Raw genomic sequence first — 13,629 nt, 5'->3', positions numbered from 1 at the left:
CATGACACAACTTCCTTTGGCCCTGGTCACGGGCGGCGCCAGCGGCATGGGCCTGGCCACGGTCGAACGCCTGGCGCGCGACGGTTTCGAGGTGGCGCTCGTGGACCGCAACGCCGAGTTGACACAAAAAGAGTCCGCGCGCCTGCGTGACCAGGGACTGACCGTTTCCGCCCACGTGGTCGACCTCACCGACGAGGCCGCCGTGCGTGCCCTGGTGCGTGGACTGCGTCCGATCAGCGCGCTGGTCAACAACGCCGGCATCTTCGACGAGCGCAAGTTTTTGGACGTCAGCAACGCCGACTTCCGCCGCGCCTACGAGGTCAACCTGATCGCGGTAGCGACGCTGACGCAGGAGAGCGTGCGCACCATGCCGGACGGTGGTCGCATCGTCAACATCGCCTCGCGCGCCTACCTCGGTGCGAAGAACCACCCACACTATGTGGCGTCCAAAGCGGCGCTGGTGGGCTACACCCGCGCCAGTGCCATGGAACTGGCGCCCCGTGGCATCCTGGTCAACGCCATCGCGCCCGGCCTGATCGACACGCCCATCCTGCGCGCGCTCACGCCTGAGCGCCTCGCCGCACAGCTGGCCCTGCAGCCGACCGGGCAGGCCGGTCGGCCAGAGGACATCGCTCAGGCGGTGTCCTTTCTGGTGTCACCGCAAACCGGCTTCATCACCGGACAGGTACTTTTTGTCGATGGTGGTAAATCGCTTGGAGGCACCACCTCATGACGCCGCGAACATGGGACGCTGAATACGACGTCGTGGTGGTGGGGTCGGGTGCGGGCGGTCTTTCAGCAGCCGTCACCGCCGCCGCAGAAGGCTTGAAAGTGCTGGTCGTCGAGAAGACCGATCGCGTCGGTGGCTCCACGGCGGTCTCTGGTGGCGCGGTGTGGGCGCCGCTGAACGCCCAGACCGCGCAGGTAGGCCATCCGGACACCGCCGAGCGGGTGCGCACCTACATGCGCAACGTGGTGGGTGAGGCGGCGCCACTGGCGATGCAGAACGCGTTTCTCGACGCCGCGCCGGCGATGGTCGCGTGGTTTGAGACACACACTGAGGTCAAGCTTGCGGCCCGCACCTATTCACCCGACTACTACCCGGACCGGGAAGGCGCAGCGTTGGGCGGCCGTTCGTTAGACCCGCTGATGTTCGACGGCCGGCTACTGGACCAACACTTCCGCAACCTGCGGGACCCGCTGCCCGAGTTCATGGTGCTCGGCGGCATGATGATCACCATGACCGATGCCAAACATCTGCTGGCGGTCACGCGCTCTTTCAAATCCTGGCGCGAAGGCATGAAGCTGGTGTTGCGCTACTTTGCTGATCGGCTTCGAGGTCACCACCGCGGCACGCGGTTGGTGCTGGGCAACGCATTGGCCGCGCGCCTGTTCAAAAGCGCGCTCGACCGAGGCGTCCCCTATTGGCTCAATGCCCCGTTGCGTCAATTGCACCTGGAGGCTGGCCGTGTGGTCGGAGTGACCGTGGTCCGCGATGGCCAGCCTGTGTCGATCCATGCCCGGCGAGGCGTGGTGGTGGCCACGGGCGGTTTTCCCTGGAACGACAGCTTGCGGCAGGCCCACTACCCGAAACCCACCGGCCCGTGGTCGATGGTGCCGCAGGGCAACAGCGGAGACGGCATCCAGCTTGCTCGCGAGGTGGGCGCCACCCTGGGCAGCGGCCATGTGTCGCCAGCGTTTTGGACCCCCGTGTCGATTCTCAAACGCCCTGATGGCAGTGAACTGCGCTACCCGCACCTGGTATGGGATCGCGCCAAACCGGGGCTGATGGCGGTCAATGGTGCGGGCGAACGCTTCGTCAACGAATCGACCTCGTACCACGAGTTTGTCAACGGCATGTACCGCTCGAACAAGACCGTGCCAACCTTTCCAGCCTTCCTACTCTGCGACAGCCCTTTCATGGAACGCTGGGGCCTGGGGCTGGCGTTGCCGGGCGGGCGCCCACGGGAGCACCTGGTCCGCGCCGGCTATCTCTTCAAAGCCGACAGTCTGGCCGCACTGGCCAGTCAGTTGGGTATCGAGGCTGCGGCGCTGGCGCGATCGGCCGAGCGCTTCAACCACTGGGCCGAAACCGGTCACGACGAGGATTTTGGCAAGGGCAGCACGGCCTACAACCAGTACCTCGGTGACGCCGAACACCGACCGAACCCGTGCCTGGGGCCGCTGCACCAGGGACCGTTCTATGCGGTCAAGGTGTATGCCGGCGACATAGGCACCGCGCTGGGTATCCGCTGCAATGAAAATGCTCAAGCACTGGACACCCAAGGCCAGCCGATCACCGGGCTGTACGCCGCCGGCAACGACATGCATTCGGTGATGGGCGGGCAATACCCGGCACCCGGCATCACCCTGGGACCAGCCATGACCTTTGGCTGGATCGCCGCGCGCCACCTGGCCCGTCAACCTGCTTAAAACACAACACCATGAAGATTCTTTTTTCACCCTTTTCGCCCTACGTTCGCAAATGCCTGGTTGCTGGCATGGAACTGGGCTTGAACGATCGAATCCAGCTGCTTCCGTCGAACGCCCACCCGGTCAACCGCGACCGCGAGATCATTGCTGTCAATCCGCTCGGCAAGGTACCAACCCTCTTCACAGACAGCGGGCAGTCGTTGTACGACAGCCGCGTGATTTGCGAGTACCTCAACGACCTGGCCAAAGGCACTTTGTTTCCGAGCGGTCCGCAACGCTGGGCAACTCTCACGCTGCAATCCTTAGGGGACGGCATGCTCGACGCCGCCCTGCTGGCACGCTACGAAGACGTGGCCCGCCCCGAGCCATACCAGTGGGCCGACTGGAAGACCGCACAACTCGACAAAGTCCACACGTCGCTGGCGGCGCTCGACGTTGCCCCGCAAAATCTTGTCGACAGGGTCGACATCGGCACGATCGCGGTGGGTTGTGCGCTGTGGTACCTGGATCTGCGTTTCCCCGACATCGGCTGGCGCGACCGCTCCCCACAAGTGGCCGCCTGGTATGCGGCGTACAGCCAGCGGCCAGCAATGCGCATGACCTGGAGCCTGCAAGGCTGAAACCACGGCTGGCCGCGCAAGACAGCAAATACCGGCGCGTCCACCCACCGGCATCGGACGGCATACAACACCCGCCGCAGACCGGCCGAGAAAAACGCTCAGGCTCTCAGTGTGTGCCGGCCAAAAACCGCGTCACCAGGTCCAGCTGGTCCGGCACGTTGAGGGCCGGCGCATGCCCACAACCGGGCACGGTCACCACCAGCGCGCGTGGGCCACGTTCGCGCATGGCGTCGGCCGTGTCGGCCAGCAGCAGATCGGACGTTTCGCCGCGCAGGCACAGCACCGGCACGTCGATGCGCTCGTAATCGTCCCAGCGGTCGTAGTCGGTGGGGTGGTGCACAAACTGCTGCACCATGGCCGGGTCGTAGTGGGGGGTGACGCGGCCATCGGGCAGGCGGCGGGTGGAGGTTTCGGTGAGGCGGCGCCACTGCGCGTCGCTCAGCCAGCCATAGGGCTTGTACACGGTGCGGAAATAGGCTTCCAACTCGCCCACCGTGTCAAAGGCGGGCGGGCTGCCGGCGTAGCTGCGGATGCGCTGGATGGCGGCATCCGCCAGCTTGGGGCCGATGTCGTTGAGCACCAGGCGCGTGATGCGCCCCTTGAGCGGCCCGGCCGCGCACACCAGGCCAATGGCACCGCCCATGGACGTGCCCACCCAATGAAAGCGCTGCAGCCCGAGCTGGTCCACCAAAGCCACCGCGAGGCGGCTGTAGAAGGCCAGGTTGTATTCCTTCTCGGGCTGCGGGCTCCATTGGCTCAGGCCCCGGCCAATGGTGTCGGGGCAGATCACCCGGTAGCGGGTGCTGAGGTGCTCGGCCAGCTCGTCCATGTCGCGGCTGGTGCGGGCCAGACCGTGCCAGGCGATCACGGTGTCGGTGTGCTGCGCGCCCCACTCCATGAAGTGGATTTCGCGGCCTTCGCAGGTCAGGTAACGAGACTCGGGCGACATGGGGCTGCCTTGTTCAGAAGTAGGGAAACGGTGGGGCTCAGTCGGGCACGGCCACGCTGCCACTGCCCACCACGATGCGGTCGGCCACAGCGGGCTGGGTGGCGATGGCGGGCAGGTTGGCGGGCGTGAGCGCGGGCGCCGCACCCGGCGTGCCACCGCGTGGCACGGTGCGCACCACCTGGCTGGGGGGCAGTGCCGCGCCGCTGTCGAGGTGGGCGTACATGGCGTCCAGCGCGCGGTTGAGGTAGACGTGCAGCGGCACAAAGCGGCTGTCGTAACCCGGCAGCACGGTGGGCAGACCAATGAAGCCGTCGAAGTGCTGGGCGTTGGTCACCTCCACGTAGCTGAGCCGGCTGCCGCTGCCTTCCACCTTGCGGTTGAGCGCCACATAGGGGCGCGAGGTGTGGTTGACGGGCAGCAGCGCGTCGTTGCGGCCGTGCACGATGATGGCCGGCTTGCCACGCAGGTTGCCATTGCGGCGCGCTTCGTCCACACCGGCTTGCAGGCGCTTGGCCCAGTCGTCGGAGCCGGTGACAAGGTTGCGCAGGCACAGCGCACCGTCCAGGTTCCAGTCGGCCACACCTTGTGCGTTGAAGGACAGGAAGTCGCGTGCCGGACCAAACGCGCCATTGTTGTTGACCAGGTTCACGCCGGTGGAGGGCGGCACGCCGTTGCCCACGGCAAACATACCGGCCAGCGAGGCCGGTGCCAGCGTGGTGACACCCCCGGTCGCTGCCGTGGCGGCGTAGCTGAAGCCACACAGGTTGTCGCTGACCCGTGCGCGGGCGTGGGCGTTGGCAAAGGTGGTGGCCACCGCTGGGGCCACTTCAAAAGCCGCGTGCGACGGGTGCAGCTCCGAGGCATCGGCCTCCCAGCCATAGGCCAGCAGCTTGCCCAGCGCCTCCTCGGCCTGGGCGGCGGTGGTGTCGGCACTCAGCAGGCCCTGGGCCTTCAGGGCCGCACAGCGGTTGGGGGCCACCGGGAAAGCGGCACTGGCAAAACCGGCGGCAAACGCGCCAGCGAACGGGCCACCTGCTACCGAAGGCGCCAGCGACGCACAAGCCTGGTAGAGGTTGGCGTAGGTGGTGAAGTCCACCAGCGGTTTGCCCACCACGGCCACCGGGGTGTTGCCGCGCTGCACGGTCACGCCGTGGTTGGCGGGCAGCTCCACGGCAGGCTCGGACACCGCCACGCCATCGATCAGGCCCTTGCTGTCCTGCTCGGCTGCGGCCAATGCGGCGCCACCGCCGTTGGACAGGCTGGACGCGATCACCAGGGTGTTGGATGGGCGGAAGGTCTGCAAGCGCTGGCCCAGCAGGTCGCGCTCACCGAGTTGCTCGTTCAGCACATAAAAAGCCATCTCCACCGCCTTGAGCGTGCTCTGGCCCCAGTCCTTTTCAACGTTCTGGCCGGAGTGGGCGTGCTTGAAGGCAAAGCGGTTGGGCGTGGCGGTGTTGAAGGCGGCCAGCTCGGTGGCCGACAGGCCGGCGTTGAACGCGGCGTTTTTGCCGGCTGCGGTGGCGCTGCTGCGCGTGCCGTCGATCAGCGGCACGGTGTCGTTCTGCAGGTCGTGCGGCCCCGCGCCCGTGCCCTTGTCGGTGTAGGCCACGGCACAGCCGCGCTTGAGGCCCCATTCGCCGGTGGAAATGCCGCCGTACACCCCGCGCGACCCCGAGGCGGTGGCGGTGATGATGCAGGGCTTGGCCGGGTTGAAGCTGGCAGGCACCTGCACCATCAGGCCCACGTTGAGGCGACCGGTGCCATCGTCGGCAAAGGCGTGGTATTCGCGGCCGGCGATCTTGCCTTCGTCGGTGGTGACGGTGCCATCCGCCCGCACGTTGGGGCCGTAGAACACGCCGTAACCACCGGCTTCGGTCATGTCCACCAGCGCGCGGTAGTTGGTGTGGATGGCGGTGCGGCGCAGTTCGGCAGCCGTGGGCGCCAGCGGGTCGGCGTAGGCAGGCGCCAGCGGCGCGGCCAGGCCACTTTTACCCAGGCCTGCGGTCAACAGGTCATCGCTGTTGCCGTCCAGGCTGGCGGCAGCCACCTGGCCCAGCCAGGCAGGTTTCACATTGAGGGCGGTGTCGCCTCCGCCGCAGGCGCTCAGGCCCAGCCAAGCCAGCGCGGCCGGGGCCATGCGGACCCATGTTTTTTTCTGGTTCATCCGATGTCACCTCTTGTGTGAATGGGGACGGTTCAGCGCCTGGCGCGGTCACGCAGCCGCCCCACGATGCCCGTGGGGAAGTAGTAGACCGACAACACGAACAGCAGGCCCAGCCAGAGCAGCCAGCGGTCGGGTGTGAGCAAGGCAGGCAGCAGCGGCAGGCCCTCGGTGGCGCTGCCGGCCAGGCGCAGCAAATCCTGCAAGTAGCTTTGCGCCAGCAGGAACAGGGTGCTGCCCAGGATGGCGCCGTAGAGCGTGCCCATGCCGCCAATGACAACGATGAGCAGGATGTCCAGCATGATCTCGAAAGACAGCGAGGTGTCGGGCCCGTTGTAACGCAGCCAGAGCGCGAGCAGGCAGCCCGCCAGGGTGGCGAACAACGCCGCCAACACGTTGGAGAGCGTGCGGTAGACCACGGTGCGGTAACCCAGGGCCTCGGCGCGGAAATCGTTCTCGCGGATCGCCTGCAGCACGCGGCCAAAGGGCGAGTTCACGATGCGCAGCATCACCAGGAACATGCCCGTGACCACCGCGAACAGCAGGTAGTAGGTGATGAAGCGACCATTGAAGGCCACCGCACCAAAGGGCCCTTCCCAGTCGTCTTCCATCAGCGCGAAGCCGGGCGTCAGCAGCTCGGGCACCTTGAAGCTCAGGCCGTCTTCACCGCCGGTGATGTCCGACAGCTGCGAGGCCAGTGTGAGAAAGGCCGAGGCCACGGCCAGCGTGATCATGGCGAAAAAGATGGCACGCACCCGCAGCGAGAACAGCCCGATCACCAGCGACAACACCAGCGAGATGGCCAGCGCCGACACCGTGCCCAGCGCGATGGCGCCCCAGGTGGGGCCCATGGCATTGAGCGCAATCGCCAGGCCATAAGCGCCAATGCCGAAGAACATGGTGTGGGCAAAACTCACGATGCCGGTGTAGCCCAGCAGCAGGTCAAAGCTCACCACCAGCGAAATGAAAATCAGCACCTTGGCCGCCACGTTGATGGACTTGACGCCGGTGAACAGAAAAGGCGCAAATGCCAGGCCCAGCACGATACCCACCAACATCAATGCAAGCCAGCGGCTGCGCGGCAGGTCGTGGGAGAGGATTCTTGAAAACATCTGAGGCCTCTCTTCAACGGTTCGCAACGGGGTACACACCCTGGGGGCGCCACAACAGGATGGCCACCATCAGCGCGATGTTGGAAAACAGCGCCACCTTGGGCGCGAGAAAACCGGTGTAGTTGGCCATCAGGCCCACCAGCAGCGCGCCGATCAGTGCGCCCGTGGTCGAGCCCAGGCCGCCGATGATGATGACGATGAAGATGAGCACGTTGACCTGCGCGCCCATCTGCGGGATGACGGTCTGCTGGTACAGGCCCCACATCACACCACCCAGACCGGCCAAGGCGCTGCCCGCCACAAACACACCGATGAACAGGCGCACGATGCGGTAGCCCAGGGACTCGACCATCTCGCGGTCCTGCACACCAGCGCGGATCAGCAGGCCCACCTTGGTGCGGTTGAGCGTCCAGACCATGGCGAGGAAGACCAGCAGGCCCACCAGCACGGCCAGCACGCGGTACTTTTCCACCGCCGCCTCGCCGAAGATGAAGGCGCCGCGCAGGGACACCGGCAGCGGCATGGCAATTTGTTGTGGGCCCCAGATGACCTTGATCAGCTCCTCGCCAATGATCATGCCGCCCATGGTGATCAGGATCTGCTTGAGGTGCTGGCCGTACACCGGCTTGACGATGACACGCTCGAACACATAACCCAGCGCGCCCGCCACCGCCATGGCCACCAACATGGCCGGCAACAAGGCCAACATGTTGAGCCAGAAGCTGTCGGCCTCCACATACGTGCCCATGGCCGCGAACACCGAGGTGGCCACAAAAGCCCCCAGCGCGATGAACACGCCGTGGCCGAAGTTGAGCACGTCCATGAGGCCGAACACCAGGGTGAGGCCGGAGGCGATGACAAACACGATCATGCCCATGGCCAGGCCGGCCACGGTGAGCGTGAGCCAGGTGGAGGCGCTGCCCGTGAGCGGCAAGGCGATGAGCGCCAGCAACGGCACCAGCAGCAGCGGCTTGTAGTCGAAATCGGTTGTCATTGATGTGCTTTCAACGAGAGGCCGAGCAGGCGGCTTTGCAGCGCCTCGTCCTCGGCCAGTTCGGCCATGCGGCCGCTGTGCACCACGCGGCCGTCGTCCATCACGGCCACGCTGTCGCCCAGTTGGCGTGCGAAGTTGAAGTTCTGCTCCACCAGCAGGATGGTGGTTTGTGCTTCTTTGAGCGCCTTGAAGGCGGCGATCATGTTCTGGATGATGGCCGGCGCCAGGCCTTTGCTGGGCTCGTCGATGAGCAGCAACTGGCGCGGCTCGACGATGGCACGCGACACCGCCAGCATCTGCTTTTGCCCGCCCGAGAGCTTGCCCGCCGGGTGGTTCCAGAACTTCTTCATCGCGGGGAACAGATCGAAGATCCACTCCAGCCGCTTCGTGTCGATGTCGTCGATGGAGCGCGCGCCGCGTGCGGCCAGCAACATGTTTTCCTTCACGCTGAGGTCGGCGAAGATGCCCATGTTCTCGGGCACGTAGGCCACGCCGCTGCGCGAGATGTCGGGCGTGTGCTGCTGGGTGATGTCCTGACCAGCCAACGTGATGCGGCCCTGACTGGCGTGCCACAGGCCCATGATGGTGCGCAGCGTGGTGGTCTTGCCCGCGCCGTTGCGGCCCAGCAGCATGGTGAGCTGGTTGGCGGGCACGTGCAGGTCCACGCCGTGCAGGATGTGGTACGCCCCGATGTGGGTGTGCACTCCCTGGAGCGTCAGCAGGTTGTTGGTGTTCATGCGATCCGGCGCTGGGCCGCCCCAAGCCGGATCAGCCCCCTCGGGGGGCAACGACCCGCGAAGCGGTGGAGTGTGGGGGTTCATACAGCCTCCTTTTCTTCGGGGCTGATGCCCAGGTAGGCTTGTTGCACCACGGGCGAGGCGATCACGGTTTCGGGTTCGCCATCGGCCACCAGCTCGCCGTTGTGCAACACGATGATGCGGTCCGAGAGCTCGCGCACCACATCCATCTTGTGCTCCACCAGCAGGATGGTTTTGGTCTTGTCGTTCTTGAGCTGACGGATGAGGTTGAGGATGACCGGCACCTCGTCCACGCTCATGCCGGCGGTGGGTTCGTCGAACATGAACACCTGCGGCTCCAGCGCCATCAGGATGCCCACCTCCAGCTTGCGCTGGTCGCCGTGCGGCAGGCTGGCGGCCAGCGCATCGCGCTTGTCGGCCAGGGCCACGGCTTCGAGCACGCGGTCGGTTTTTTCCAGCAGGTCGCGCCGGTCGCTCCAGATGCGCCAGAGGTTGAGCCCCGCACCCGCACGGGCCTGCACCGCCAGGCGCACGTTCTCGCGCACACTCAATTGCGGGAACAGGTTGGTGAGCTGGAACGCGCGCCCCAGGCCCGCCTGGGCACGGGCTGCCGCGCCCAGCGGCGTGAGGTCCTGGCCGTTCAGCGCCACGCGGCCGGCTGAGACCTTGATCTGCCCCGAGATCAGGTTGAAGTAGGTCGTCTTGCCCGCGCCGTTGGGGCCAACGATGGCGGTCAGCGTGCCCGGCGCAAACGCGCAGGACACAGCATTCACCGCCACGTGCCCGCCAAAGCGGACCGTGAGATCGCGTGTTTCAAGCATAGAAGGAGCGCTTCCGGAGCGCGTGTGTTAACCGGGAATGCCGCAGATCCGGCTCCGCCGGTCTGCTGGCATTGCCCCCCTCTGGGGGGTGACGCGCCCCCTAGGGCGCGGCGCGGGGGGACAAGCGCTCAGCGCTTGTTCCTGATCGGCACATTCATTTCTTCCGGTTTGATCTCGCGCACCAGTTCCGGCACGCCCCAGGCAAACGCAGGGTCGGCCTTGATCTTGAAGTGGTACATGCTCTGCATGGCCTGGTGGTCTTCTTTGCGGAAGGTCATCTTGCCCTTGGGCGTGTCGAAGCTCATGCCTTCCATGGCCGGGATCAGGGCCGAGGCCTTGGCGTCGCCGTTGGTTTTCTTGAGCGCGGTCACCAGCGCCATGGCGGCGCTGAAGCCACCGGCGGTGAAGAAGTCCGGCGGGCTCTTGAACTCTTTGTAGTGACGGGCCACCATGGCTTCGTTCACCGGGTTCTTGGGGATGCCGAAGTAGTAGTAGGCCGCGCCTTCCATGCCCGGGAACTGCTTGTAGGCGGTCATGGCGGGCAGGATGTTGCCGCCGGTGGCCAGCTCGATGTTGTAGCGCTTCTTCAACTCCAACTCGGCGAACTTGCTGAAGGGCGAATTGGCGCCGGCCCACACCACCCACACAAACTTGCGGCCGGGCACGTCCTTGAGCTTGTCGACCACGCGCTGCAGGCCGGCGGTGAAGTCGGTGGTGGCGGCGGGCAGGTACTCCTCGTGCACCAGCTTGCCCTTCTTGACCGCTTCGCGGAAGGCCTTCACACCGTCGCGACCGAAAGCGTTGTCTTGCGCCAGGGTGACGATGGTGTTCTCGGGCTTGTCCAGTGCAACGGCGTTGGAAATCGCGTCCTGCGAGCTGTTGCGGCCGGTGCGGAAGATGTACTTGTTCCACTTGTCGCCGGTGATGGAGTCGGCCACGGCGGGCTCAACCAGCAGGATCTTGCGGTATTCCTCGGCCACCGGCAGCATGGCCAGGGCCACGGGCGAGGCGGTGGGGCCCACGGCGATGTCGGCCTTGTCGTCGCCGTAGGCGGCGGCCAGCAGGCTCTTGCCCAGGTCGGGCTTGCCCTGGTCGTCCTTTTCGATGACCACCAGTTTTTTGCCGCCCACAGTCATCGTGCCACCGGTGGCGTAGTCCAGACCCATCATCAGGCCCACGTGGGTCTGCTTGGCGTAGGCTTCCAGCGGGCCGGTCTTGCTGTAGACGTGGGCGATGCGGATTTCCTTGGACTGGGCGAATGCCAGGGTGGAAGCGCAGGCCAGGGCAACGACGGCCAGGCGACGGGTGGTCTGAATCATGTGTGTCTCCGTTGTGTGGGAATGGGCGACGGCAGCCGCCACCTGCGCTCTCTGTTGCACAAGCCATGCCAGGTGAACAAGCCATTGATTCACAACGGTATTTTCTCCGGCGGCACAAGACATGCCTGATTTTCAGACATCACATCCAGCATTTATTGTCTGAATAACAGACATGTGTCTGTTATTCAGACATGACCAGTTTGTCGTAAAAGCTGGCCCGCGACATGCCCAACAAACGGGCCGCCGCCGCACGGTTGCCGCCGGTTTGCGCCAGGGCGGCACGCATGGCCCTGCGCTCCAGTTCGGCCACCTGCTCAGACAGGGGACGCAACAAGCCATCTTCCGCGACCACACCGGGAACTGGCACGGGCTCGGGCACCGCCAGCGGCGTCAGCCCATCCGTTCGCAACACCCCGGCCAACATGGCGGCATCGATGTGGTGGTCGTCGGTGCGCAAAGCCACCTGCTCCAACACGTTGCGCAATTCGCGGATGTTGCCGCGCCAGGCCTGCGCCTGCAGCAGCGCCAGGGCATCGGGCGCCAACTCCATCAGCACGCCACCGCTGCGCGCGGCAATGTCTTCGCACAACACCTCCACCAGTTGCGGGATGTCGCTGCGGCGTTCGCGCAAGGGCGGCAGGCGGATGGGCAAGACGTTGAGTCGGTAGAACAAGTCTTCGCGGAAACGGCCCTCGCGCACCAGTTGCGGCAGGTCGCGCGAGGTGGCGGCCACCACCCGCACGTCCACCCGCACCAGCTTGTTGGAGCCCAGCGGTTCCACCTCCCCCTCCTGCAGCACACGCAGCAATTTGGCCTGCACGGCGGGGGGCATGTCGCCCACCTCGTCGAGGAACAGGGTGCCCCCATCGGCCAGCTTGAACTTGCCGTCGCGCCCCTTGCGGTCGGCACCGGTGTAGGCACCGGGCGCCACGCCAAAAAACTCAGCCTCCAGCAAGGTGTCGGGCACGGCCGCGATGTTGATGCCCACAAAGGCGCGCCCCGCCCGCTCCGATGTGGCGTGGATGGCGTGTGCCAACAATTCTTTGCCGGTGCCGGTTTCACCCAGCAACAGCACCGGGCTGTGGGATGAGGCAGCGCGGCGCGCCTGGCGTTTGACGTCGAGCGCCGCCGGGCTGCTGCCGACAAAACTGGCAAAGGTGTATTTGCTGCGGCGCTGGCTGGCCAGCTCGCGGCGGGCATCGCTCAGGTCCTGCTCCAGCCGGGCGAACTTGGTGATCAGCGGCTGCAGCGTGGTTTCGGGGTGGTCGAACAGCACGATGCCGAGGACACCGATCACCTCGCCGCCGTCATCCCGCAAAGGTATGCGGCTCACGACAAACGTGCCAGCCTTGTTGGTCAGCAAATCGATGAGGATGGGTTTGCCGGTGGACAACACCTGGTGCATTTGCGTGTTCTGCACCACGCTGGAGACCGGGTGGCCCACAAAATCTTCCTCACGTTCGTACCCGAGGGCGGGCAGAAAACGGCGGTACTGGTCGTTGATCCACACCACCCGCGCGTTGCGGTCCACCAGCATCATGCCCTCGCTGGCATTGGCGAACAGATCGAACATGGAGCGCGCGGCCAGCTCCAGGATGCTCTGGGCGTCGCGTGGCAGGCGGGTGTCGGGGGCGGGTCCGGTGGGCATGGCGTGCATGGTAGCGGGCCTATCGCACAATCCGGTCAGGCCCCAACATCCATCGCCCAAACCACCGACCATGAGCCCAACCACCACCGCACTCGCCCCCACCGGCCGCCTGCGCGCCGCCATCAACCTGGGCAACCCCATCCTGGCCAAACGTGACGCCACCTCCGGCGAGCCCGTTGGCGTGTCCATCGACATCGCACGCGAACTCGCGCACCGAATGGGCCTGGAACTCGACCTGCTGGCGTTCCACACCGCCGCCCAGTCGGTGGACTGCGTCACCGCCGAGGCAGCCGACTTTGGCTTCTTTGCGGTGGACCCCGCACGCGGCAAAGGCATTGCCTTCACCGCGCCGTACGTGTTGATCGAAGGCAGCTACCTGGTGCGCCAGGACTCACCCTTGCAGCACAACGACGAGGTGGACCGCGTGGGTACACGCGTGGTTGTGGGCCAGGGCAGCGCCTACGATCTGTTCCTCAGCCGAGAACTCCAACACGCGACCATCGAGCGCGCTCCTTCATCGCCTGCGGTGGTGGAGGTGTTTGTGCAGACACAGGCCGATGTGGCCGCAGGCGTCAAACAACAGATCGAAGCGGAGCTGTCGCGTTTTCCTGGCCACCGCCTGCTGCCCGGGCGCTTCATGGTCATCCAGCAGGCCATGGGGTGCCCCAAAGGCCGCAGCCCCGACGCTTCAGCCTACCTGGCCGCCTTTGTGGAGGAGATGAAGACCTCGGGTTTTGTGGCCGAGGCACTCAAGCGCCACGGCATCCAGGGCGCCTCGGTGGCACCGGCCGCAGCGCAGGGCTGACTCGACCAG

Annotated in this window: 12 protein-coding genes; 4 read left to right on the top strand and 8 right to left on the bottom strand. The window is 65.7% G+C overall.

The features are described from left to right. Position 1: 1 nt before the first annotated feature. The 3 genes from ACFQU0_RS01540 to ACFQU0_RS01530 are packed head-to-tail and all read left to right on the top strand — an operon-like array spanning position 2 to position 3,053. Positions 2 to 733, top strand: a complete 732-nt coding sequence (locus tag ACFQU0_RS01540) for an SDR family NAD(P)-dependent oxidoreductase (RefSeq protein WP_382198179.1) — start codon at positions 2 to 4, stop codon at positions 731 to 733. Continuing rightward, positions 730 to 2,433 carry an FAD-dependent oxidoreductase gene (locus ACFQU0_RS01535; protein ID WP_382198177.1) on the top strand — a complete coding sequence of 568 codons (1,704 nt, stop codon included), beginning with the start codon at positions 730 to 732 and terminating at the stop codon, positions 2,431 to 2,433. The genes ACFQU0_RS01540 and ACFQU0_RS01535 overlap by 4 nt, the downstream gene beginning before the upstream one ends. Before the next feature lie 11 nt (positions 2,434 to 2,444). After that, positions 2,445 to 3,053, top strand: coding sequence for a glutathione S-transferase (locus ACFQU0_RS01530; protein ID WP_382198175.1), 609 nt, complete (start codon positions 2,445 to 2,447; stop codon positions 3,051 to 3,053). A gap of 106 nt (positions 3,054 to 3,159) precedes the next feature. Here ACFQU0_RS01530 and ACFQU0_RS01525 read toward each other — a convergent pair whose 3' ends face one another. The 8 genes from ACFQU0_RS01525 to ACFQU0_RS01490 form a co-directional block, all read right to left on the bottom strand. Further along, on the bottom strand, positions 3,160 to 4,002 hold the full coding sequence (locus tag ACFQU0_RS01525; RefSeq protein ID WP_382198173.1) for an alpha/beta fold hydrolase: 843 nt from the start codon (positions 4,000 to 4,002) through the stop codon (positions 3,160 to 3,162). Positions 4,003 to 4,039: 37 nt separating this feature from the next. Then, positions 4,040 to 6,166, bottom strand: a complete 2,127-nt coding sequence (locus tag ACFQU0_RS01520) for a D-(-)-3-hydroxybutyrate oligomer hydrolase (RefSeq protein ID WP_382198171.1) — start codon at positions 6,164 to 6,166, stop codon at positions 4,040 to 4,042. Between the two features lie 32 nt (positions 6,167 to 6,198). After that, positions 6,199 to 7,275, bottom strand: a complete 1,077-nt coding sequence (locus ACFQU0_RS01515) for a branched-chain amino acid ABC transporter permease (RefSeq protein WP_382198169.1) — start codon at positions 7,273 to 7,275, stop codon at positions 6,199 to 6,201. Between the two features lie 13 nt (positions 7,276 to 7,288). Beyond that, positions 7,289 to 8,269, bottom strand: a complete 981-nt coding sequence (locus ACFQU0_RS01510) for a branched-chain amino acid ABC transporter permease (protein WP_382198167.1) — start codon at positions 8,267 to 8,269, stop codon at positions 7,289 to 7,291. After that, positions 8,266 to 9,006 (bottom strand): ABC transporter ATP-binding protein, encoded by a 741-nt coding sequence (locus tag ACFQU0_RS01505; RefSeq protein ID WP_382198165.1) that lies wholly within the window; start codon positions 9,004 to 9,006, stop codon positions 8,266 to 8,268. The genes ACFQU0_RS01510 and ACFQU0_RS01505 overlap by 4 nt, the downstream gene beginning before the upstream one ends. An 80-nt stretch (positions 9,007 to 9,086) precedes the next feature. Continuing rightward, positions 9,087 to 9,848, bottom strand: coding sequence for an ABC transporter ATP-binding protein (locus tag ACFQU0_RS01500; RefSeq protein ID WP_382198163.1), 762 nt, complete (start codon positions 9,846 to 9,848; stop codon positions 9,087 to 9,089). 128 nt (positions 9,849 to 9,976) lie between these two features. Continuing rightward, positions 9,977 to 11,167, bottom strand: a complete 1,191-nt coding sequence (locus ACFQU0_RS01495) for a substrate-binding domain-containing protein (RefSeq protein WP_382198161.1) — start codon at positions 11,165 to 11,167, stop codon at positions 9,977 to 9,979. A gap of 181 nt (positions 11,168 to 11,348) precedes the next feature. Continuing rightward, positions 11,349 to 12,824, bottom strand: a complete 1,476-nt coding sequence (locus ACFQU0_RS01490) for a sigma-54 interaction domain-containing protein (RefSeq protein ID WP_382198159.1) — start codon at positions 12,822 to 12,824, stop codon at positions 11,349 to 11,351. A 61-nt stretch (positions 12,825 to 12,885) separates the two neighbouring features. Here ACFQU0_RS01490 and ACFQU0_RS01485 point away from each other — a divergent pair, with 61 nt between their 5' ends. After that, positions 12,886 to 13,620 carry an ABC transporter substrate-binding protein gene (locus ACFQU0_RS01485; protein ID WP_382198157.1) on the top strand — a complete coding sequence of 245 codons (735 nt, stop codon included), beginning with the start codon at positions 12,886 to 12,888 and terminating at the stop codon, positions 13,618 to 13,620. Positions 13,621 to 13,629 lie beyond the last annotated feature (9 nt).

The sequence above is a fragment of the Hydrogenophaga defluvii genome, assembly GCF_042665235.1.
Lineage (GTDB): Bacteria > Pseudomonadota > Gammaproteobacteria > Burkholderiales > Burkholderiaceae_C > Hydrogenophaga > Hydrogenophaga defluvii_A.
Note: the sequence above shows the minus strand (reverse complement) of the source record. Positions and strands in the feature narration are given on the sequence as shown.